Consider the following 20,501-nt stretch of genomic DNA (forward strand, 5'->3'; position numbering starts at 1 on the left):
AAAATCTTGGAGAGCTGATCGTCATGATTCAACCATGCATCGTCGATGCGACAGAAATGGTCGCTTCGGATGGCTGGGCCTGAGACGGCAACATCGTCAACGCAGCCACGATGCGCTGGCGCATCATCTCAATCAGGGCATCAGGCTGCTCGATGACGAGCTCATTGCCCCACGTGAACAGATGCTCGGCCAGCTCCCGCATGCCGCCGCTGGTGAAGCGGATGAGAAGATCTCCATTCTCCAGTTCCTCGATTTGCTGATGGCGATGGAAGCGCCATTCTCGCGCTCGCGAGGCGGCCGATGCGTGGACGCGAAGCACGACGTCTTGCTTCTCGTCTCGCCAGACAGCGAAGCTGTCGGCGAGCCAGGCGTCGATGTCCCAGTCATCTGGGGCGCAGCCGAGCTTTTCGCTCAGCCGGGGGTCAATCATGCGATCCAGTCGATAATAGACCGGATCATTCTCTCGGTCGGGCATCTTTCCGACCAAGTACGACAGGGGGCCGTGAACGATGCCATAGGGAATGACCCGTCGCCAGCGAGGCTCCTGCTGCTGAACGGCGGCATAGCTGAATTCGAGGCAGCTACCGGACAATATCGCAGCTTGGACGGTTGCGATTGTCTCGGGAGGCACGGTCGCAACAGGGCCCGCGGTGACCATCGTCCGCTGAAGCCGAGTGAGCGCTTCTAGATCAGGGTCAATGCGGCGCTTCTCGCGATCATCGAACGCCCCTTTCACCTTTGCCAGAAGGTTCGCCAATTGGTCGGCACGAACCGTTTGGCCAGCTTCTCGTCGTCCATCCACCTCGGCCTGTAGTGCTGCGACTTCAGCGGCAGTGGGGCGGGTATAAACGCGGCGAAGGCTGTCCCGTATGAGAAAGCGCTTTCGGCGATCTTCTGTCACTTCCTCAAGGTCAAAGTGCCGAGCGATGACGTCGCGCATGCGTTCGGCAGTTCTGCGATTGACGCCGAGCGTTTCCGCCATCTCATCGAGCGTCAGGCCCTCTGTAGATTCCGAAAGCGCGTGAACGAGCGCCAACAATCGATCCAGTTTGGCCATACGATCGGTCATGCTGCACTACCCCCCATTTATGTCCAACTACGACCGCACCCGTCGTTTTTTCAAGGGCCTAAAGGCGGAAATTGAGGCCCGCGACCGTGGAGGTGCGGCGCTGTGGCTGGAGGGACCGCGCTGAGGATCTACCGAGACAGAAGCTGGTCAGCCATTTCACCGATGCGTTCATATCCGACGATCCGGTTTCGCCAAGCTTCGGGAATGCCGTTCTCGCCATAGAGTGCGCCGGCGAGCTGGCCCGTAATGGCAGCTGTCGTATCAGCGTCCTCGCCTAGATTGGCGGCAGTGAGGACAGCCTCGGCGAAACTGCCGGTCCGGCCGATGCACCAGAATGCGGCTTCGAGCGAATGCGCCACATAGCCTGAAGCGCGGATATCCCACCTCGGCTTACCGCGCCAGGATCCACCAACGATGTGAGAGATTTTCCCAGTTACGCTCTCTGTGTGGATGTTGAGAACATCGTGGAGGCTCTTGCCGGAAATCGCCATCGCGATCATTCGCCCGTAGATGACGCAGGCATCTACAGCCTCAGGCGCTCCATGCGTGACACGGCTTTGACGTGCAGCTGCTTCTTCGAGGGAAGGGGTATCTTCATGATACCGCAGAGCGATTGGCGCCAGGCGCATTAAGCTGCCGTTCCCCGCGGTGGTGGGGTCTGTTGATCCGGCGATGGGGTTTCCTGATCGCTCCCAGTGGGCCAATGCCGCACTGACGGTCGTGCCGATGTCGAAGCAGTGCCCGTTCGATGAATATGCTCCCTCATCTCGCCACGCGACGAAGCGCTTCATCAGATCCGCTTCATCGATGCCGTTGCAGGATATGACGCTGTCCGCCAAGGCAAGCGCCATTGACGTGTCGTCTGTCCATTCCCCGGGCTTCAGGCCGAAGGGGCCGCCACCGATCATGTCGGTTAGAATGGGATAGGTGTCCCGGCGCGCAAACTCCAATGTCGTTCCCAGTGCGTCGCCTACAGCCAATCCGATCAAGGCGCCTCGGCCTCGATCACGCGTGGCCGCGGGCGTCTGGGCGGGACTGACCTCTGCGACTGCGGCTTTTTGCTTCACGTAAGTGAGCTGCTCGTGCGTTTCGATCGCTCCAGGACGAGCCATTCGCACTTGGTCTATGGCAGCGCTGGGTTCGGTTCCCAACTCGACCAGCAGGCGTGCGGCCATCATTCCAGCGCGTCCCAAGCCGCCCTTGCAATGTACCACGATGTCGAAGCCCTGGCGTAGCCGTGAGCGCAGATTTGCGCCGATGGTGGTCCATTCCTGCTCGAACAACGGCCCCGGTATGCTCACGTCAGCAATGGGCAGATGGAACCAGTCCATGTGACGCGCGCGTACTTCCTCGCCGAGCCGATCCACGCCGAGACGCTGGAATTCTGAGGGCTCAATGAGAGAAACGACAGCCGCCGCTCCGCTAGCTTGAATGGCGTCTAGGTCGACGCAAAGGTCGCGGTCCCACGCACCCGTTAGTGCATCATGCTGCTTTTTTCCGGGGCAGAATGTGATTCCTATTCTACCCCCGTTGTCGCGCGTTTGGACGAACTCGATTTGCAGCGGATGGCTCGCGCTGGTGCGGGGCGTATGGGCAGCGTCTCTTTGTTTCATTCTTATCCTTTCTAGCCATTCCTGATGTCACCAGCTTGGCTCGGTCAGAGCTATTACGACCGAATCTGACAGATACGGTCGTACCTACTTCTCCATGGCCTTTGTGGGGCTAAACTGTCTTGACCCAGCAGTCTCGATAGGGTGGTGAAAGCGTCAGAGGGGAAATATCATGAAGATTGATCGAGATACGCTGAAAGAGGCAGGAGCCAGCGCCGCAAAGGTCGGCCAGAGAATTGGCGAGAAGACTGTCGGTGGAGTGAAGAAGGCTTGGGAAACGGAGATGGGGCGCACCGCCATCACCGGCGCTGCGGCCGGCGCGGCTATCGCTGCGGTCGTCCCGTTCGTTACGGTTGGAGCCGGCTTGCTGATCGGTGGCGCGATTTCCGTGTTGGCGAAGAACGTCAGGTCGGGTCAGTAAACCTCGTCTGGGACCGGAAGCCTGCCAATGGCGAGACGGTCTCAACCTGCCATGGTCAGCCCCACCTCAGTAGAGGCTGCGAGGTGATCGAGAAACGCTGAACGGAACCTAACATGTTTGGAATATTCCTGCTGGCGGCTGTAACCGTCGTTGACGGCGATACCCTGCGCTTGGACGGAGAACGCGTACGTCTGGTAGGTATTGATGCCCCTGAGATACATGGGTGTCCGGCGGGGCGCGCCTGTGCTCCTGGCGACGGCCAGGCGAGCAAACGCAGCCTACAAAATCTGATGAACGGATCCCTCAGCATTCGCCGCGTCGGACACGACCGCTATGGCCGTACCCTAGCGCACGTCTACGTAAACGGCGTGAACGTTGCCTGTGAGCAGATCGGCCGCGGGCAGGCGGTTTACATGAGGAAGTGGGACAATGGGCTCGAGCTGGCGCGGGAGTGCAGGTGATGGCTCGTCGCTGGGATGAGAAGGGTACAGAGGCGGATGGTCCTGCATTCCCTTATCTAGTGGCGTTGGAAGCAATCATCATTGGAGGGCTTATCCTGCTGGGCACGGGCATGATGTTGGTATCGGGCGTAAGGTGGCTTTTTGGTCTCTTCGGTTGAGAGGGAACGGGATGAAGGGCGAGTGCCAAAGCGATAGCGCGGTCATACATGCTAATCGCATCGCGATGGCTCGCGACCTGATAACAAAATCACGTTCCGGTTCGACAAACCGATTAGCCCGAGAGTTGGGTATTCAATATGCCTATGCGCGCCGCATTATGCAGGAGATGGAGGAGTGCGGGTTGGTAAGTGCACCAGATAAACGCGGCGCGAGAACAGTTGCCTCATGTGTATCTGTCTCGGAGAAATGAGTTGGCGCGGCTGATTTTTATTGCGTTCCTGTTGGTCACCGGCGCTGTTTTTCTGCGCTTAGCTTGGAATGCGGCGCTTAAGATTTTGCAGGCCATCGTCAAACTCGCCTCTATCTCAGCCAAGGTGGCGGGAGCGGCGCTGGTGGCGGGATTGGCTGGCCTCGTCGCCTTCTTTGTTCTGCCTATCGCTGTCGTGGGTGACTGGTTCGGAATTGCGGTTGTGAGTGTCGCGATCGCGGCCTTCGCCCTGTGTTGGAGGAAATTCGCGGTTCGAGACGGACGCGCCGCTCGTCCGCTGTCCCCGGTGGAGAACGATCAGTCGACGTCCTTCCCGATCGTCGAGGAAGCGATCAAGCCTGAGGCGGATCCTCGCATTGCTGAGGCGTGGAAAATGGCGGGAGAGCTTGCACCGGAATATGCTCAGCGTCTTTCAGCAGCAAGGCGCAGCTGTGCTCAAGTGTTGGAGATGGCAGCCGGGGGCCAGGTCGAATGGAGCGTCGTAGATTGTTCGACATTTATCTCGCGCACCGTGCCAGATGCGGTTTCAACGGCAGCAGCACTGATGAAGGACGCCGACCACTCAGAGCGGAGCGGCCTTGCTGGTGAACTGGTCGTTGACCTTGAACGGATCGCGAGCCGCGCGCGCGAGGAAGTCGACAGTCGCCGCCATCAGCTTCGCAACAGTTGGCACGTTATCCGAACTCATATTGCGAACCGGACAGCACGCGATGCGTCCTGATGGTGCGGCGGCGGGTTTTGACTTTGTGGCATGCTGCACGTCAACGACGCTGATGCTTAAGACATTGAAGTCCGGCACGGCCCCGAGCCGTCAAGCCGGTGAATCGACCACCGGGTAGTGCGGCATCGGCCATTCATGATCCGCGTTGTCCATCATCAGGTCGATAAACAGGGGCAGAAGGGAGCCCAGCAAGGCGCCGCAATCTCGAACTTGAGTGCGGTTGACCTCGCTATTCCAGGTTGCCCCTCCGTGGACCAATTGGTTCCGCAGGACGTACAGGCGTCCAAACAATATCGACAGCAAGGTGGCGGTGTCGTGGCGACGAAGGGCGTTCGCCGTAGCAACGCGCTCCCGTTCCAGCATTCCGCTCCAATCCTCGAAACCGGCAACCTCATTGTGATGATGCCAGAAGGGCGCGAAGACATAGCGGTTGTCTAGCAGCAGCCTAATTTCTTGACTGAAGCGCTGCCAGACCAGGTCATAAATTCGATGTTTGCTGTCAAAGCCAACCAAAGTGGAGAAAAAGCGCGCGAAGGCATCGCGCTCGCGCTGACTCTCTCCACCCAACGCTAGGCTAACGTCGCCTGCGTACGCTGCGTTAAACCCGATCCAAAGCAGTATGAAGCGCACATCTTCATCGCCCTCGTCGGCTTCTGCACGGCGCAGCCAGGAAAGTGCTCGGTGAACGCGAAGCGTAAGAGGCATGGCGAAGCTGTCGCGAAGGCTACGTTGCTTCCGCTTGAGCGCCTCAGGATGAAGCGGACTAGAAGATGGGTAGCGGAAAGACATTGCTCAGCTTCTCTGTTTCAGATGTCTAAGATAGTTCTACGATGTAAAGATCGCGCAACCGGCCAACATTTATCATGAATGAGGACCGTCTTGGTTCGAGATCAAGAGAGGAGGGGCCGCAGGCTCTTCGCCATCTGCGATATATCCATGAATAATATCGCCCGCCTTGAAGGTTGCATTGCCGCCTTTGTTAAGGAGGCCGAGGAGACCAAAGCCTAACACGCCCAAAATGACTCCGCCTGTGTTTGAGGCTCCTTCAGCGCCCTTTGTACCAGTCAACGCGACCGGCCCCCATTGCGTGTCGACGTGGATCAAGCGCAGGCTCAGTTGGCCTTTTCCTCCCGCCGCGCTGGTGCCCGAGACGGAAACGATTTCGCCCCAAGCGACAGATCCGATCGGGATTGCGATTGTCCCGTCAACTGTCACGGGTGAGTTGACGCGCAGCCGGAAGCGCTCGCCGGCTTTCGCTGATCGGCTGTTCACTTCCCGAACAACCATCAGTTCGATGTCCGTCCCTTTTACCCAACGTGGATGGAATGAGGCCGGGACGACCGAGGCTTCTGAAGTGACGTCCTGTGCGGCCGCCAACGGGCTGCCGACTAGGAGAAGTCCTGCCATAAAGGCTGCGCGCAACATTGGGTTAGTGAGAGCCCGCAGCGGTAACTGCCGCGGTGGTGCCGCTGGCCGGCAAGAAGCGGACCGCCGTGCCAGTCGCATTTGCCTTGCCCCAGCTGAATGCCGACACGTGAGCATCGCCATATTGCGCTTTGACCACGGCATCAGCACCGAGCTTCTGCGCGCGTTCCCAAAGCTCCTTGTAGATTTTGTCCTGCGAGGGCGACTTGCTGAAAACGGTTGCTTTGCGGACGCCCGCCTTGACCTCTCCCAGGACCTCATAAGGGCGATCAGTGATGTCATACGGGAAAACGGGTACGCCGACTTCCTCATTCACAAGCGGCTGGGCTTGCGGTGCTTGGCCAAAGGCAGGCGCTGCAATACCCATCGAGAGGGCAGCAATCAGAACGAAACGCATAAAGTGTACTTTCCCTGTTGGAGCCGGCTTACTTCGCGGCAGTAGCTACTGCCGAACCTGGCTGAATTGCGGTTGCAACAGATGAGGAAGCTGCAATGGGAACGGTCACAGGTTCAGAAGGCGCAGCCGCGGCGAAGACCAAAGGCACGTCTTCACCGATGAAGCCCTTGACCTGCGATCCGGCAGCGATTTTGGCGCTTGTGCCTGTAGTGAAAAATCCAACGACAGGAACGAAGGCCACAGCAGCTACGACACCTGCCGTTCCGGTAACGCCTTTGTCATCAAACGTGCCGGTCAGCCGGATCTGGCGCCCGTTCACGCTCACATTGAGGAGCGAGGCGGTCAAATGGCCAGACTTGCCCCACATCCCTTTATTACGAACTTCGGTGATTTCACCGACGGCTGGCGAACCGACCGGAATGACGACCTGCCCCCCAACAGAAACCGGCTCGATCACGGAGAGCCTGAAGTGCTGACCTACCCGAAGCTTCTTGCCTTCGGTCGTCAGGGGCTCTTCCATCTTGAGTTGGATTTCAGTGCCAGTGCGGAGAACATTGCTGGCCGTCGGTCCGACAGCGAGGGCAGGCGCTTGAACCTGAGCATGTGCAGGCGTTGACGACGCGATTGCGCACGCAAGCGCAACATACATCAATCTCATTGATTTTACCCCCATATTTGGCCTTCCCCAAGGCCAGTCAACGTGTTGCAGAGCGCCGGTCGGGATGTCAAGCGACTGGCCACAGGGATTGAAAAACCTTGTGGGCCGACGGTTTTACTGAATTGAGTCTGGTCGAAGTATTTGGTCCATTTTGGATGCTATCAGCTTCCAGAAGGACAACCCTTCCCAATCAGCTTCGACAGCAAGTTCGCCGATCCGCTCGGCTACTTTGACCGGCGCTTGGTTACCATGTCTCCTCAACAGCATCATGGCTGCGCCCAGTGCGATATGATCGTTGGTCATCCTATCGCTCTCCTGGATTAGCTCTTAACGCCGGACGGCGTCTGGACTTCCACCGTCATCTTCTAGCGATAGCGGTGCTCGCCAAGGATACCGTAGCCGTAGGCGGTAAGTACAAGTGCGATACCCGCGATCAGCACTCCAAAGTTATCCAGCAGCCGCGTACGACATATCCCGTTTTGACGTGAGCCTTATTGTATGGAGATATTTCGATCAGACTAATAGCTGGGGCGGTGGCCTAGTCGTCATATAAACGCTGGATTTCGAGCGGATTGAAGCTGTCATGCCCTCGGAAAATCGCGAGGGGTGCGGACATCGAGCGTCGGGAATAGGCCGCGCATATGACCGATGTTCCAGGTCACGATCGTTGGGACACCGTGTACCACCGCTGTTTGGCCGATCATTCGATCGTAGAGGCGAGCCCCGATCCCGCCATCGGCTGCATAGCTGCGCACCGTGTCGAACGTCTGCGCCGGGGTCAAGCCGATCAAGTGGGTGACGGTTCTCACGCTTTCAAGCGCGGCCCAGGCTTCCTCTGCCGTGAAACGAAATGGCGCGTGTGTGCCGCGACGGGTCAGGGTGCTATAGACTTCGGCATAGCTGTGTGCGGCAACGCCCAGCACATGACCGCGACCAGCGTCGAACAGGTCGGCCGACGAAGCATGATGCTCATGATCGCCTGCCAACGCCGCTATAATCACATTGCTGTCGATCAGCGCGTCAATCGTCAATGTCATGTTCACGGGATCGATCGAGAGCCTCATTGGCGCTTTCGAGGCTGACGGGCTTGCCGCTCGCCGGACGAACCAGCAGCGCGCCGCGCCGCACCAGCTTGCCGGTATTGGCTGGAATACCTGGCGGGACATAACCTCGCAGCGCGTCCTCGATCACCTCACTGGCCGTCATGCCGGTGAGCTTCGTAAGCGCATGGACCCGATCGCGCGCAAAAGCCGAGCGGACGTTGAGCTGGATATTTTCGGCACGACCCATGACCGACTCCTTTGCGACACAGATATATCATGTCGACGCTCGGCGGGCTATCAAAATTCTGTTTTGGCTAGCCCTGGAATCTGACACCGTCGTTTCATCCTGGTAGAAAAGAGGACTTGCGGGAATCGACTTCACTGGTCCAGTTTCCAATCATTATCTGCAATGATGTTTCGCATCTTCCAAACCACGCGTGGATGAGGTCCTCCTGCGCCGCTGAATTGGGGATATACCGTAAAATGCGTGCGGAAGCCCGGCTTCAGGTCGAGCGACAGATTATCATGGCTTTCGCTGACCGGAGTGCACCGGCCGATCGGCTGGTCGGGTGTGTCGCATTCGTAAAGGCGACCGACCAGAGCCGCGCTTTCGAGTGCCTCCCTCCCATGGTTTTGAAACCATCCTTTCACGGAATAGCGAAGCTGCTGATCGTCAGCGTTGGATTGAAGAGCCTGCTCCTTGATTGTCCATTCTGCGATGGGAGAGCTTGCGGGTAGCTCATGTTCGCTCCACCAATCTTGAAACGCTAGAAATCCCAGCCATGCGACGAGCGCGTAAACGGCCCAACGGAAAGGGGCTACCTGCATCATTAACGCGAAGGCGACGCCCGCGCCCACCCAGGCTAGAAGATCCTTCTCGCGTTCCGCCACACCTGCTCCCCGCCGTTGTTCGGAGTCTGATGACATGACGCTGCGTCAAAATCGGTCACAAGACTTGCAGTTGGATCTCGATCTTGACCACCCGCCTTCTGAGATGCTGATATGCAAGCCGCCTGCACTTGGTTAGCTCAGATCCGCGCCGTAACAGCTGAGGGACACCTTCAGCATTTCAAAGCTTGTCAAAAACCGATCCCATCCGCGGTGCGAAAAGGCGTTCATAGGTTCGCAGCAGGTGGGAATCCGTCATGCCTGAAACATAATCACAGATGATCCTCATCGGATCGGAAGCGCTGGCGAGTTTGGCGTACGCATCGCCGGGCAGGAACCTCTTGGGCTCAGACTTCATGACCTCGAATACGGCGATTACCATCATCTGCCCTTTGAACTCGAGATGCTGGACGCTGGGGCTACAAATGACTTCCTCGTAAACCAGGTTCGTTACCGCTGTCAGGAAATCCGCTACGGGTTTTGGGACCTCCGCACGATACCGAAGCCTCGGCTCCTCAAATTCGGCTTCGTCGCGGATCTGGATGCTCGGGATGACGAAGTTGAGGATCCGGTTGATCTGGTGTTTGCGGTCGTTGCCGTCACCAAATAGGCGATCGAGTAGGCCCCCATATACGTCGTTGCCATACTGCCCGCGATATTGGCTGCTAAGATAGTCAAGTAGGCCCTGGCAGGCCGCGGCGGGTACGTGCGTTTGAAACTGCTTTTGATCTATCAGTCTGAGCTCGAGCGCGTCCTCTAGGTCGTGGATGCCGAAGCTGATGTCATCTGCAAGGTCCATGATCGAGCAAGCGAGGGATTTATGACGTGCCTTGGCATGCCTACCTGCTCGAATGTCAAACTGGCGGAAAGCATCCTGATCGCTCTTGGAGAGCGGGGAGAGGATCCAGTCCACGACATCCTGTTCGCTATCCATGAAGCATTTCGGAGGCTCGGATACCTTGCGATCAAGCAGCGGCGTGCCGCTTGTATCTGCTAACATTCCCGGACGGAGGTCTGGGTTGGCCACTTCGCTGAACGGCGCGGGATATTTGAGAACGCCGAGCAGCGTTTCGCGCGTCAGGTTCGAACCCGCAACCTCAGAAAATTTCTCCAAGCGCGATAGAATCCGAAGCGTTTGGCCGTTCCCTTCAAAGCCGCCATGATCTCTCATGCAGTAGTTGAGGGCAATTTCGCCGCCATGGCCGAATGGAGGATGCCCCAGATCATGGGTGCAGGCGATCGCCTGAAGGAGCGCATGTTCGGGAAGGTGCTCGAGGGCCGGATGGCCGGGCAGATTATGGACCAACTGTTTGGCTAACCCGCCAGCGATCTGCGCGACTTCAAGCGAATGCGTGAGGCGAGTGCGGTAGAAATCGCTTTCCCCTAGGTTGAGGATTTGGGTCTTACCCTGCAGCCGCCGAAAGGAGGCTGAGTGAACGACGCGGCCATAATCCACGTCGCCCTCAGACCGCGCATCGAAAGACTTTCGCAACTCTGGTGTTCTGCGATCAAGCCAGCTCATTATGTCTCCAGTTCCTCAGCGCAATATCTGCCCGCTAGCATGGAGAATGGAGTGCGGGAACCGACGCTGTTTCGCCAATGACGCGCAGCTGCTGAATGAACGTCGCAAGAGGGGGAGTCCTATCCTCAAACCTCACCACGGATCAAAGAGCCCGCTTATGCGGTGCTGGTTGGAAGGAAGATGTCGCGGGCGACGCTTCCACAAAAAATTAAGAACTTAGAACGTAACGACTGCGGAATGGTGACTTCTGGAACGGCAGGGATCGGCTCGACGCGACCAATTTTGTCGTGCAATCAGATATCATCCCTCAGCGCCCCTTGGGATCGATGCATAGGGCAGGCAGCCCGTGGGCATTGGCAGGAGAAGTTCGAAATTGACGCAGCGTAATATCACCCCGGTCGATATCGAGATTGCGGGAATCCTGTATCCTTTCAGAGCTGACTCCAGAGATGGCGTGATGACTAAGCATTTCGCGATCAAACATTACGCCTGATGCGGCCGGTCTTTGGCGTCGGGACCACTGTAGTTACGGCACCAGCCAGTGTTCCCCATCGGCAAGGCGCTGGATAGGCGGAAGGTCGATGCCGGGTGCATCCCATGACAAACCGTGGACTGGGACCAGGGCGCGCGGGTTTACCGCTTTGGCAAAGCGCGCGATGTCGGAAGGGCTGGCGTGGCCGCTGGTGTGGAGGTGCAGTGCCTTCGCACCGGCCTGCCGGGCACGACCCCAACCCGCGGCTTCATCCAAGTAGCCGCGCCAGTTAGAGAAGACGTATGCATCGCGCTCTGTGAAGCCGAGGCCGCCGCGCGCGAACTCCGCCACCATGGAGTCCCGCGTCATAACTATTGCGCGACCGCCTGATAGACGCTTGCGGGAGGTGGCATATGGTTTCCGAGCAAGAGCGTCGACCCAGTCATCGCGACCTTGCCTTGCATAGAGGCGTTTTCCTGAGCCGGTAATGATTACCTGCAACTCGGGGAATCGCGGATCGCCGGGGAAGGGGATCCCCGTGCCAGGTGCAATCCGTTGCAGTACGTCTGCGCCATAGAGGTCCACCACCAGGGAACGCCCGGTGCGTTTCGCGGCGCGGAACAATGTGACTGTTCGGTCGAGATTCTGTGCGGACCAGTTTACGAAGATGTGTCCCTGCACCTCCTGAGCAAGCTGGGTAAAATCCTGTTCCAGCTCTGCCTCGGTGACGACAGGCTTGTGGGTTCCCAGGTTCGTGCCTTCGATGATCAGTGCGTCCACATCTCGGGGCGGATTTGCGATCATCGCCTCAACGAGTGCGGCCTTACGCCCGTGGCAGCGAAAATCTCCTGAATAGAGTATGCGGCGGCCCTCTGCTTCGATCAGGAGCATGTATGCGTCAGCGGCGCTATGGTCGGTGAGGAAAGGTGTCACCGAGAATGCGCCGAGGGCAAGAGGACATGACCTAGCCCGCCACGTGGAGATCGAACGGGAAAGCGGCGTCCCGAACAGACCAGAAGTAAGCCGCATCAACTCCGCTGCTTTTTCACCGGTCCAAAGGGGCCAATGCGCGGGCAGTTCGTCGATCAGGCCCCAGTGATCCATGTGCGCGTGGCTGAACAGAACGGTGGCGGGACCGTAGCGATCGAGTGTCTGGGGTAGGAGGCCGCTCGCCTCGCGCGGTGCGTCGAGCGGCCGGCCGGCATCCAGGATCAAGCGCTCGCCTCCTGAGGCGACGAGTTCGATGCACGAGCCGCCGATCGCGCGTGTGCCGCGATGGACAATCACCTCAAGCATCAGGGGCGCGGTTCCAGTTCCGGGATACTGCCTTGGTCCAAAACGCCAAGGCATGATGCCGTTGGCTTGCAGCCAATTGGAACGACTTTGATACCAAATCGAGAGAGACGCGCCTCGTGCTCGTTTTGCACGAAGGAATTTGCATGGGCCAAATAGCGCTCCATCTCTGTACTGCGCGGCACTCCATCGGCTCGGGGCGAACAGTAATTGCCGACGACCACTCCGGGAGGAAGGATCACGGATGCTGCATCGCCGGCGTCGGCAAATGTCTGCCAAGCTGCGATGGCCGGGCCGGTCTTGCCGAACATTTCGGCTAGGGCGAGAAGGATCCGTGCAGCTTCGGAATAGGCTGAGCGCACCTCGCTGGGACCGCCGTCGTGATCCATCCAACCCACATATTTGCGGAGCTGATCCACCACGTGTGGTGCCGCTGGTTTATTGTGGTCGGACCGTAGTTCACCGTTCACGGCGCATTTGGCTTCCCAGAACCCGATGTCCTGACCCTGCGCCACCACTAGATCCATGCGGGGTGCGACTCTACCGGTGGCATCGGGACGAGCAGGAAGAGCCATTTCCAGGTCCAGCGTGCCCGCAGTGACGGCCACTAAATCATCTACAAAACGCTTCTCGTCACCTGCATAGGTTTCGGCGGCGTGAACCCATTTAGCGACGTCCATCATGGGTGTCGCCGTCCCACGACCGAGCGAGAAGGACGTATATTTCTGAGCATATTTGCTCTCGTCTTCGTGCCCTTTAACGACGCCCGCCACATATTTGTCGTGGACTTCGAAACGAGGTGAGCCGGAACGTATGCTTAGCTTGGCTACGGACTGGCCCTTTACATAAAAATTCAAATATCCATTGCGCACCGCAACGCGTAGTCCATGTGGACCCGCATCTTCGCCCGGCAGCACCCAGCGGTCGAACAGGGCTTTGATGACGGGGACTTCCCGGTAGTTGCGCAGGACATCGACGTCGAATTTGCGTTCAAAAAGTGGCATGCAGGCTCTCTACTCATCAGTTGCGACAGATTTGGTCATGGAGATCATTGCTTCAGTAAGGGCAGTGTCAGCTCGGCCGGGGACGTGGCGTCCGTTGCCTGCTGTGCCATCAAGACCGTTCGGCCGCCTTCCTGCAGAAGGTCGATAACACCAGTTCGGGAGAGCTTATCAACGCACTGCTGGATCCGCCGACTTGCCACCGGAGGGTTGTAACCTTTCGGCCAATAGGCGCTGACGATTAAACCCGGACGGCTGATTATGGCTGGAGGTAGATGCGTGGCTACTGCGCGCCACAAAGAAGCGCTGCGAGGGCATGTGCCGCTACAGAAAAGCTCGTCCAGATTCACCAGTGTCTCGGCCGCTTGACACAATTGGGCCGCTGCGGCGTTGCCGTCATCCTCATTCTCAATGGGCTGCAACAAGGCCGGGGCGCCACCATCTCGCCCGTGCAAATTGTGGGAGCAGGCAGTCATGACGTCCCACAGAGCTATGCCGGCCGGGTAGTTAGTTCCTACCTGAGCAACGGCAATGCGACCTCCATATCGGCGGTCTCCGGAACCAGACTCCGCGGTCACGCCTATTACGCCAGGGTTAGCTGCGATGACCTCTTCAAGGAAACAGGAACCCTCGTATCGTGTCGTACACGCCTCCTCTATGCTGCTGATTATCTCATCCGTTCGCTTCGGGGTCGCAAGTGCTGCAGGGCGATAGGTCCGCACACCGCCATCGGCGGTCACGGTGAGCAAGGGTGCGGCATCAGCCGAAAGCAAAGAGCCCACTTTCCTACCGTAATGATAGATGGCGATGCTGTCCTTAAAGGGCATCATCCGCAGTGGCGTCTCTGGCGAAAGTGGACAACCCGGCCGAGCCCATCGCTCGAAGAGCGCGCGCACAGCGTTACCTGGATGGGCCGCGTCCCACCGAGCCAAAGAGCTGACGTCGTAAAATTTAAGCATCTTTATCCGGTTTCCGTCGGTTGACAGCATCCCTCAGGATTTTGGATGTCCACATCCAGACGTCATTCTGGTCGCTGAACGGGGGTATAGGGAAAGGAATTTATGGCTGCTGCGGTGAGCCGGAAAGCAGGCATCAGCATGAACTGGTGCCCACCTGCAGAAGGCCTCCGACTATCGGCATGTGGATGAATAGTTCGCAGGGAACACCAGGCCGCGCCTTGTCGAGCGCGTCAGCGTAGAGCTGGATTTGCGGGCCGTGCCCACCCGCTCGTGCATCCCAGCTGTCCGGCGAACCCGGAAAGGATTTGTGATCAATGATGGCGAAGCCGCTGTCATGCTCAACCAATAAGTCGATGCGTCCCGTTACCAGCTGATCACCGATCCGGGCTGAAACTGGGGTCTCGCGATGAATTCGGCCGCTCGGCCATCGCTTCGAGATCTCGGCGAACAGCCGATCATTGGCTCCCAGCACGTCCTTTGCGGCAACCTGATGCACCCCCCAGCGATTGAGGATCGCTTGTGCTTGATTAAGCCGGGCATCGTACGGATCGTGAGGCTGATCTGCCGCAATGATAGCGTGAACGGCTTCGCCGAGCAGGTTCATGTCCGGGCTGCCTGCAAACGGCAAACGGGGGCCGATCGTCGATTTCTCTACGATGACGAAGGTTTCGCCGCTGGAAGCCTCGCTAGGGCGACGATGAAGCGGTGCTCGGTGCCCCGTCGGTCGCGTGATGCGCCCGAATGAGACAACCGGAGGTTTGGCCTCCGCGCCTTCGCCGCACACTAGCGTTGCGGTTCTTGCCGGAAAAGCTTTCGTCCCAGCACGGATCTCTTCGCTGGCGCTAGGTGGTAGAGCGAAATGCTCCGTTTCGTCCCCATCGAGAACCTTCAACCAGTGAAGTGTTCCCTTAGCTGGAGGCGCAAACACAAGATGATCCCGAGCCCGGGTCATGCCGACGTAAAGAAGGCGGGCCTCCTCATCCCTCGATCGGATCGCAGCCTGTTGCCCAAGCGCCGAGCTGGGCGCTGAAGCATCGAGATATACGTCCTTTTCTTGGCTCGCATAGGGCCATGGCCAGTAGCGGATCCAGCGTCCGACGAGAGGATTTTGCCAATCCAGGTCACCATCAGCCTCGGCCATGGGTTCGAACAGTCGAGGCTTTGGTTCTTTGCCCAGCCCGGTCAGGATTACGACGGGCCATTCAAGCCCCTTCGCTCCATGGTAGGTCATGACTTTAACAGCATCGTCACGAAGGCTTCGCGGGCGGGCTGGGTTCTCTGCAGCCAACGCGAGTGCCAGCCCCGAAGGCGTCGCAGGAGATCCCTCGCCCGCGCAGCTTTCCTCATAGCTCTGAGCGAAGCCGCGAAGCGCTTCGAGATCATCGAGACGCGCCGGCACGTCGCCCCAACTTTCGATGTGGCGATTGAGCTCAGGGAGAAGGATGATCGCATCGACGAGGTCGGCTGGCGTCAGCGACAGAATGCCCTCACGAATCTCTTGGAGGGCCGCGGAGATGGGTACGATGGCGAGCAGTGCCTCGGAGGCATTTTCAGCGCCAAGCGCCTCAAGCCAGGTTTCTGATTCTGGATCCTCGGCGAAGAAGCGGGCAAGTTCGGCAAGCGCGAGACGGTCTGTGGGATCTGCAACCCAGCGGAACGCGGCCATCACCAGTTGGACGTGCGGTGTTTGCGCCAATCCTTCACGCTCGACGGCTGCCTTGACGCCTTGCTGGCTAAGCGCAGCCGATACTTTGGCGATATCGGCTTTGCTACGGCACAGAATAGCGATGTCTCCGGCGCGTAGCGCCCGAACGCCTTTGGGCCTGGCTGCCACTTCCCATGGTTGGTCGGCCGTCACCATCTCGCGGATTTGGGCGGCCAATGCGGCATATTGAAGCTCAAGCTTTCCTTCGAGCCACCAAACCGCGAGCGGCGCCTGCGTGAATCCTTCTTCGCTGCGACCCGTTCCGCTGAACGCATGTTCCTCCGCTTTAAGACCCATAGCGCTCAGAGCCGGCGCAAAGGCGGCGTTGACGAGGTTTACAATGCCCTCGCGGCTCCGATATGACGTCGCTAGCACATCTTGCGGTTCGCTCGACGATGCAGCGACCCCTGCGAACGCGGCGTGGGTGAGGGCGCTGTCCGCATTGCGGAAGCCGTAGATGGCCTGCTTGGGGTCTCCCACCCACGTGCTTGCGTCAACTAACCCGGACATCGCCGTGAAAATGGCGACTTGAAGCGGGCTGGAGTCTTGAAATTCATCGACAAACAGCCGGCCAATGCGCTCGCCCAGCCCCGCGGACATTACCGGATCGCGAAGGACGTCGAGCGCGAGCGCCTCTTGGTCGGTGAAGTCTAATAAGCCGCGCTCTGCTTTATAAGCTTGGAATGCAGTCAGGGCTTCGGCCGCACAGGCGAAGACCGACCTTATGAACTGCCTGCAATCCTCACGAAGCCGCGGATGTGCAGGATGGCGGCTCGCTGTTTGTGCAACTGCGTCGAGAGCGTCGATGAAAGCCTGACCATCTTTCTTAGCGCAGCCCACCTTCGACAGGCGGGCCCAGTTTGGCCAGGAGATCCGTTCTCCTCGACGAATGCTTGCATCGGTCTGGCGAAGCAACGCAATGGAGGATTTGGCAGTCGCGCTCGGCTCAACGGGAATCGCAGCCACTGCCGAACTTACGGCCTTTCGCAAATCCGCATCGAGATCGTCACTGCGCCGGATCGACACCGCTGGTAGCAATTCGAGGAAAGTTGCGACTGATCGCTCCGCCGAAACGGATAGATCTTGGGCGGGAATACCATTCGCTCGAGCCAGCTCTATCAAACGCCTGACGGTGGTACGCCAATCATTTCGTTCAGCGTCAGCGGCTCGTTTAGGCTCGAAGAACCCCATGACATCGGCGAGCAAATTCAGCGTTGGCGCGTGACGCTCGATCGCAGCATCGGCGGCGATCGCAAAAATACGGGACACGCTGCCTTCGGGAATAACCTCGGCCCGCGGAGATCGCCCCAGAGCGATGGCGTTCTCAGATACAATCTGACCGCAAATGGCATTTACCGTTCCAAAGCGGGCTCCAAGCAATCGCGCTGCCTTATCCGGCATGCCCAATTCGAACAGCTTGGCACGCGAGCGCTCGATCAGTTCGTCCGCTGCTTTCACCGTGAATGTGGTTGCGACGATCGTCTCGGGATCACGGGATGTGACCTCCGTCGCGATGTTGCCGACAATGCGGGTGGTTTTGCCGGCGCCAGCAGACGCCACGACGGTCGTGATATTGGGAACGGTCATGTTCAGTTGGCCTCCACGCCTACGCGGCAGAGCGCTGTAAGTTCGCAATAGCGACACGGTTCGGTCCCCGTCTCGATCGGGAGATCGGCCGGTATGTGGGCCTCGGCCTCATCGGCACCCGTCGCAATCGCAATCCCCTCCCGGGCTAGATCGCGCCACACCTGCCACGTCGACACGAGATTCGACCATGTGTCGGGCAGGCTATGGTCGGATTCGACCGATTCCTCCGCCAGGAACGAACCGCTCAGCCCGATCAGCTGTCGCTGGTTCAGCATATAGAACGCGCCTGGAGCAGGTGTGGTGCTGTTGGAATTTGCTATCGCACCATATGTCGCGAGCTGAATCGAACGACCTTCGGCGAGCTCGTTGCGTCGCGTTTTAGCGCTCCTTGACCATTTCAGATCAATGACGCCTGTGCCGTGAGTCGGATGCTCTATCAGCATGTCGATGCGGCCCTTTACATCCGGTCCATCGACGAACGTCCTCGCGCGTTCGATTTCCGTCCCAATCACCGTTACGTCCATCGCCTGCAGAAGACGTGCGAGTTGGGCCAGAGCAGCTGGGACTTTGAACCGGGCCGACGCAAGCTCGCCGGCATATTCCGGCTGCTGAAGCGGTGTGGCGATCGCACTGAGCAATTCGTCAAATAGATCATTGGCTTGCGAGAAAACGTCTTCTGGAGCAGGCACAGGTCCTGGCGGGAAAACGCGATTTGCAAGTTCATGAGCGAGGTTGCCCAGCAGCTGGCTTGTGCCAGGGATCTCAGCAACCCGGCCGCCTGAGAGTCGCAAAACGTCGAGAAGGAGCCATCGCATCTGGCAGTCCGCGAGATGCTCGAAGCTGGTGGCGCTTTCGACGCGATCGTCGAGTTTGGCGATCACAGATACCGGCAGAGACCAGCGAGGGCGCTGTGCTGGCAAGAGGTTTGGAGTGATCGCTTCACGGAGAATCTCGCGCCCTGCGAGCTCATGAGACGGCCCGTGCAATAGCTGTTCTGCTGGCCATTGGATCATGTCCTTAGCAGGTGTCGTCAATGGGTTCAGCTGATGCGCGAGGGGATGGCTCGTGGTCTCCTCCCCCGCCGAAAGCGCTGGCGAGAAAAGAATGACGCGCTCCCCAGCGCGATGCACCGCGTTGGCGTTACTCCACCCAATCCGGGCGGTGATCGCGGCCGGCGATTCGATTTCGCAGCCATGACCCTTAAGAGCAGCAACCTCAGCTGCGGTCCATGGCGATGAGCTTACGCGTTCTCCGGGACCTTTGAAGTCCCACCAAAGTACGTTTTTGGCATCGCCCCAAATGGCGCCTGGATGACGCACGGCACGCAAACCCCCCGATGTCGCTATGTGGTTGGGGTTTTGAGCGCCGTCCGCAAGCACCTGGTCGGTCATGCGTCCTAGCAGCAGCGGAGAGAGCATCTCGACGTTCAGAACATCGATCGCTTGCACGAGAGCCTGCGCGGCACCAACTAGCGTCAGAAGAAGCGGATCAGCATTTCCAGCATTCGTATCGAGCGCCCATTGCGCGACGCGCGAAGCGATCGACTTGGCCGCCTCCGCAGGCATGCCTTCGTGCCGCGGATATAATTCTCCAGACGTCCATTGCCTCCACGCCGTAAGCTTCGCATCGCGCTTTTCTTGAGGTTCTGTGGACATCCTTTCGGCAAGATCTGACTCGATATTACCCCATGCAGCGAGCCATGCTGGCCCGCCTGTGCCAGGCTCGCGGCTCAGTGCATAGGCGAGCTTGCGCGCCGCACGTCGCGCGATGGGAGGACGCGGTAGCATGAGCAAGTCAAGCATCGCCTTCGCATTAAATGGTGCCCAAGAAGCGGCGAAGGCGAGTGGGAGCACCTGAAGTGCTCCACGCCACGGCGACGAGGCCGACAAGCCCAGAGCGGGAAGCCCGCGAGCTTGAAGCGCGCGGTCCAGCAGCGCGGTGTCTCCGTCAGCGCTCACTATGACCGTGCCATGCAACTCGGCTTCCGAACAATGGGAAAGCCACTCTGCAGCTGCTTCAGCCGCCGCCAAGGCAGTGTCCGCGTGGACGATCGCGAAGCTACCATCGCCTGTTAACGTCGAGGGTGAGCCGTCCGCGAGAAAGGCTTGCACGTGGCCCAGGTCGTTGGCGGAAGTTGCACAGGCAGGAGCCTGCGAGATTTCTACCCCCGATCCCTCCAGCGTATCGATAAGGCGCTGCCAGAGAGGCGGCAGCAAATCTCGGGGCTCGACCAGCTCGATTGAGGCGAGCGGTAGACCGGCACGGACCTTAACCGCCTCGCAGAGCGTGCGCGTGCGATCTGCGATCCCGGGGGAAAGGGGCGAACCAGCCTCTTCCACCACCGCGAATGCATCAACACGTCCGGCGCCAATAGGGCTGCCGGACCAGCCGCCGGCGATCAGTTCATCTCGCCAATCGAGCAATGATGCGGCAGTGGCCCACGGATCAAGGGTGAACGACTGACCGAAGAACAGGTCCGGGGCTGTGGCCTGCGCGGTACGCAATTTAGCAGCGTAGCTGGAAACTCGAACCGCATGTGCCACCCGGGGAGCTGTGAGGCCAAGCTGCACCTCGAGCATCTCTATGAGGCCTTGTGGCCCCACTACGGCGGCATTGAAGACGCCTTCATTCGGGCCCGGAAAATCCGGAAAGGAAGGGCCATCGCATGAAAGGCCGAAGATAAGCTTCATTCTTAACTATCCCCCATCCGCGAGCTGCCTCGTCAGCACACGGCATCGCTGGCCGTAAGCGCAAATGCTTTGTCATGTCATTAATGAATGCGCCCACGACAAAGGCGGTCGTGACAGGTTCGTCTCACGAAAACAGAGGCTTGGCGTTTCGA

General features: G+C 58.9%; 19 protein-coding genes. 4 read left to right on the forward strand and 15 right to left on the reverse strand.

Translation table 11 applies throughout. The features are described from left to right. Window positions 1-28: 28 nt before the first annotated feature. The gene (locus NUH86_RS15380) at window positions 29-1,069 is read right to left on the reverse strand and encodes a helix-turn-helix transcriptional regulator (RefSeq protein WP_267250302.1); all 1,041 of its coding nucleotides are present in this window, start codon (window positions 1,067-1,069) and stop codon (window positions 29-31) included. A 128-nt stretch (window positions 1,070-1,197) separates the two neighbouring features. Beyond that, window positions 1,198-2,682, reverse strand: coding sequence for an ADP-ribosylglycohydrolase family protein (locus NUH86_RS15385; RefSeq protein ID WP_267250303.1), 1,485 nt, complete (start codon window positions 2,680-2,682; stop codon window positions 1,198-1,200). A 169-nt stretch (window positions 2,683-2,851) separates the two neighbouring features. On the opposite strand from NUH86_RS15385, the gene NUH86_RS15390 reads away from it, so the two are divergent. The 4 genes from NUH86_RS15390 to NUH86_RS15400 all read left to right on the forward strand — a co-directional run bounded on the left by NUH86_RS15390 (window position 2,852) and on the right by NUH86_RS15400 (window position 4,709). Then, a complete protein-coding gene (locus NUH86_RS15390) occupies window positions 2,852-3,100 on the forward strand; it encodes a hypothetical protein (protein WP_267250304.1) in 249 nt (82 codons plus the stop codon). Window positions 3,101-3,213: 113 nt separating this feature from the next. Continuing rightward, window positions 3,214-3,561: a thermonuclease family protein gene (locus NUH86_RS15395; RefSeq protein WP_020819326.1), complete on the forward strand. Its 348-nt coding sequence runs from the start codon at window positions 3,214-3,216 to the stop codon at window positions 3,559-3,561. A 223-nt stretch (window positions 3,562-3,784) separates the two neighbouring features. Continuing rightward, window positions 3,785-3,970: a DNA translocase FtsK gene (locus NUH86_RS24860; RefSeq protein WP_416365370.1), complete on the forward strand. Its 186-nt coding sequence runs from the start codon at window positions 3,785-3,787 to the stop codon at window positions 3,968-3,970. Window position 3,971: 1 nt separating this feature from the next. Further along, entirely contained in the window at window positions 3,972-4,709 is a 738-nt protein-coding gene (locus NUH86_RS15400; RefSeq protein WP_267250305.1) for a hypothetical protein, read from the forward strand. 90 nt (window positions 4,710-4,799) lie between these two features. On the opposite strand, the gene NUH86_RS15405 is transcribed toward NUH86_RS15400, so the two are convergent. The 13 genes from NUH86_RS15405 to NUH86_RS15465 all read right to left on the reverse strand — a co-directional run bounded on the left by NUH86_RS15405 (window position 4,800) and on the right by NUH86_RS15465 (window position 20,349). Further along, window positions 4,800-5,498, reverse strand: coding sequence for a HEPN domain-containing protein (locus NUH86_RS15405; protein ID WP_062017177.1), 699 nt, complete (start codon window positions 5,496-5,498; stop codon window positions 4,800-4,802). A 72-nt stretch (window positions 5,499-5,570) separates the two neighbouring features. Continuing rightward, window positions 5,571-6,116: a hypothetical protein gene (locus NUH86_RS15410; RefSeq protein WP_153023166.1), complete on the reverse strand. Its 546-nt coding sequence runs from the start codon at window positions 6,114-6,116 to the stop codon at window positions 5,571-5,573. A 22-nt stretch (window positions 6,117-6,138) separates the two neighbouring features. Then, window positions 6,139-6,531 carry a heavy metal-binding domain-containing protein gene (locus NUH86_RS15415; protein WP_267250306.1) on the reverse strand — a complete coding sequence of 131 codons (393 nt, stop codon included), beginning with the start codon at window positions 6,529-6,531 and terminating at the stop codon, window positions 6,139-6,141. Between the two features lie 28 nt (window positions 6,532-6,559). Then, entirely contained in the window at window positions 6,560-7,051 is a 492-nt protein-coding gene (locus NUH86_RS15420; protein ID WP_323748991.1) for a hypothetical protein, read from the reverse strand. A gap of 252 nt (window positions 7,052-7,303) precedes the next feature. Then, window positions 7,304-7,492 carry a DUF6961 family protein gene (locus NUH86_RS15425; protein ID WP_062017168.1) on the reverse strand — a complete coding sequence of 63 codons (189 nt, stop codon included), beginning with the start codon at window positions 7,490-7,492 and terminating at the stop codon, window positions 7,304-7,306. Between the two features lie 278 nt (window positions 7,493-7,770). Continuing rightward, window positions 7,771-8,226, reverse strand: a complete 456-nt coding sequence (locus tag NUH86_RS15430) for a type II toxin-antitoxin system VapC family toxin (RefSeq protein WP_267250308.1) — start codon at window positions 8,224-8,226, stop codon at window positions 7,771-7,773. Continuing rightward, the gene (locus NUH86_RS15435; protein WP_062017162.1) at window positions 8,210-8,479 is read right to left on the reverse strand and encodes a hypothetical protein; all 270 of its coding nucleotides are present in this window, start codon (window positions 8,477-8,479) and stop codon (window positions 8,210-8,212) included. The genes NUH86_RS15430 and NUH86_RS15435 overlap by 17 nt, the downstream gene beginning before the upstream one ends. A 131-nt stretch (window positions 8,480-8,610) precedes the next feature. Beyond that, window positions 8,611-9,123 carry a hypothetical protein gene (locus NUH86_RS15440; RefSeq protein WP_267250309.1) on the reverse strand — a complete coding sequence of 171 codons (513 nt, stop codon included), beginning with the start codon at window positions 9,121-9,123 and terminating at the stop codon, window positions 8,611-8,613. A gap of 178 nt (window positions 9,124-9,301) precedes the next feature. Further along, complete coding sequence (locus tag NUH86_RS15445) at window positions 9,302-10,642, reverse strand: anti-phage deoxyguanosine triphosphatase (RefSeq protein ID WP_062017159.1); 1,341 nt, start codon at window positions 10,640-10,642, stop codon at window positions 9,302-9,304. Window positions 10,643-11,168: 526 nt separating this feature from the next. After that, the gene (locus tag NUH86_RS15450; RefSeq protein ID WP_064232640.1) at window positions 11,169-12,410 is read right to left on the reverse strand and encodes an MBL fold metallo-hydrolase; all 1,242 of its coding nucleotides are present in this window, start codon (window positions 12,408-12,410) and stop codon (window positions 11,169-11,171) included. Continuing rightward, window positions 12,410-13,411: a hypothetical protein gene (locus NUH86_RS15455; protein ID WP_062017155.1), complete on the reverse strand. Its 1,002-nt coding sequence runs from the start codon at window positions 13,409-13,411 to the stop codon at window positions 12,410-12,412. The genes NUH86_RS15450 and NUH86_RS15455 overlap by 1 nt, the downstream gene beginning before the upstream one ends. Window positions 13,412-14,500: 1,089 nt before the next feature. Further along, the gene (locus NUH86_RS15460; protein ID WP_267250311.1) at window positions 14,501-17,659 is read right to left on the reverse strand and encodes a UvrD-helicase domain-containing protein; all 3,159 of its coding nucleotides are present in this window, start codon (window positions 17,657-17,659) and stop codon (window positions 14,501-14,503) included. Window positions 17,660-17,661: 2 nt separating this feature from the next. After that, window positions 17,662-20,349, reverse strand: a complete 2,688-nt coding sequence (locus NUH86_RS15465; RefSeq protein WP_267250312.1) for a PD-(D/E)XK nuclease family protein — start codon at window positions 20,347-20,349, stop codon at window positions 17,662-17,664. Between the last annotated feature and the right edge of the window lie 152 nt (window positions 20,350-20,501).

The organism is Sphingobium sp. JS3065, assembly GCF_026427355.1.
GTDB lineage: Bacteria > Pseudomonadota > Alphaproteobacteria > Sphingomonadales > Sphingomonadaceae > Sphingobium.

Bases quoted from the DNA above. Each gene is read 5' to 3' on its own strand.
- NUH86_RS15430 (WP_267250308.1), bottom strand. From the start codon at position 8,226: ATGACATTGACGATTGACGCGCTGATCGACAGCAATGTGATTATAGCG.
- NUH86_RS15385 (WP_267250303.1), bottom strand. From the start codon at position 2,682: ATGAAACAAAGAGACGCTGCCCATACGCCCCGCACCAGCGCGAGCCAT.
- NUH86_RS15380 (WP_267250302.1), bottom strand. From the start codon at position 1,069: ATGACCGATCGTATGGCCAAACTGGATCGATTGTTGGCGCTCGTTCAC.
- NUH86_RS15390 (WP_267250304.1), top strand. From the start codon at position 2,852: ATGAAGATTGATCGAGATACGCTGAAAGAGGCAGGAGCCAGCGCCGCA.
- NUH86_RS24860 (WP_416365370.1), top strand. From the start codon at position 3,785: ATGGCTCGCGACCTGATAACAAAATCACGTTCCGGTTCGACAAACCGA.
- NUH86_RS15465 (WP_267250312.1), bottom strand. From the start codon at position 20,349: ATGAAGCTTATCTTCGGCCTTTCATGCGATGGCCCTTCCTTTCCGGAT.
- NUH86_RS15460 (WP_267250311.1), bottom strand. From the start codon at position 17,659: ATGACCGTTCCCAATATCACGACCGTCGTGGCGTCTGCTGGCGCCGGC.
- NUH86_RS15435 (WP_062017162.1), bottom strand. From the start codon at position 8,479: ATGGGTCGTGCCGAAAATATCCAGCTCAACGTCCGCTCGGCTTTTGCG.
- NUH86_RS15425 (WP_062017168.1), bottom strand. From the start codon at position 7,492: ATGACCAACGATCATATCGCACTGGGCGCAGCCATGATGCTGTTGAGG.
- NUH86_RS15395 (WP_020819326.1), top strand. From the start codon at position 3,214: ATGTTTGGAATATTCCTGCTGGCGGCTGTAACCGTCGTTGACGGCGAT.
- NUH86_RS15445 (WP_062017159.1), bottom strand. From the start codon at position 10,642: ATGAGCTGGCTTGATCGCAGAACACCAGAGTTGCGAAAGTCTTTCGAT.
- NUH86_RS15405 (WP_062017177.1), bottom strand. From the start codon at position 5,498: ATGTCTTTCCGCTACCCATCTTCTAGTCCGCTTCATCCTGAGGCGCTC.
- NUH86_RS15455 (WP_062017155.1), bottom strand. From the start codon at position 13,411: ATGCCACTTTTTGAACGCAAATTCGACGTCGATGTCCTGCGCAACTAC.
- NUH86_RS15410 (WP_153023166.1), bottom strand. From the start codon at position 6,116: ATGGCAGGACTTCTCCTAGTCGGCAGCCCGTTGGCGGCCGCACAGGAC.
- NUH86_RS15450 (WP_064232640.1), bottom strand. From the start codon at position 12,410: ATGCTTGAGGTGATTGTCCATCGCGGCACACGCGCGATCGGCGGCTCG.
- NUH86_RS15420 (WP_323748991.1), bottom strand. From the start codon at position 7,051: ATGGAAGAGCCCCTGACGACCGAAGGCAAGAAGCTTCGGGTAGGTCAG.
- NUH86_RS15415 (WP_267250306.1), bottom strand. From the start codon at position 6,531: ATGCGTTTCGTTCTGATTGCTGCCCTCTCGATGGGTATTGCAGCGCCT.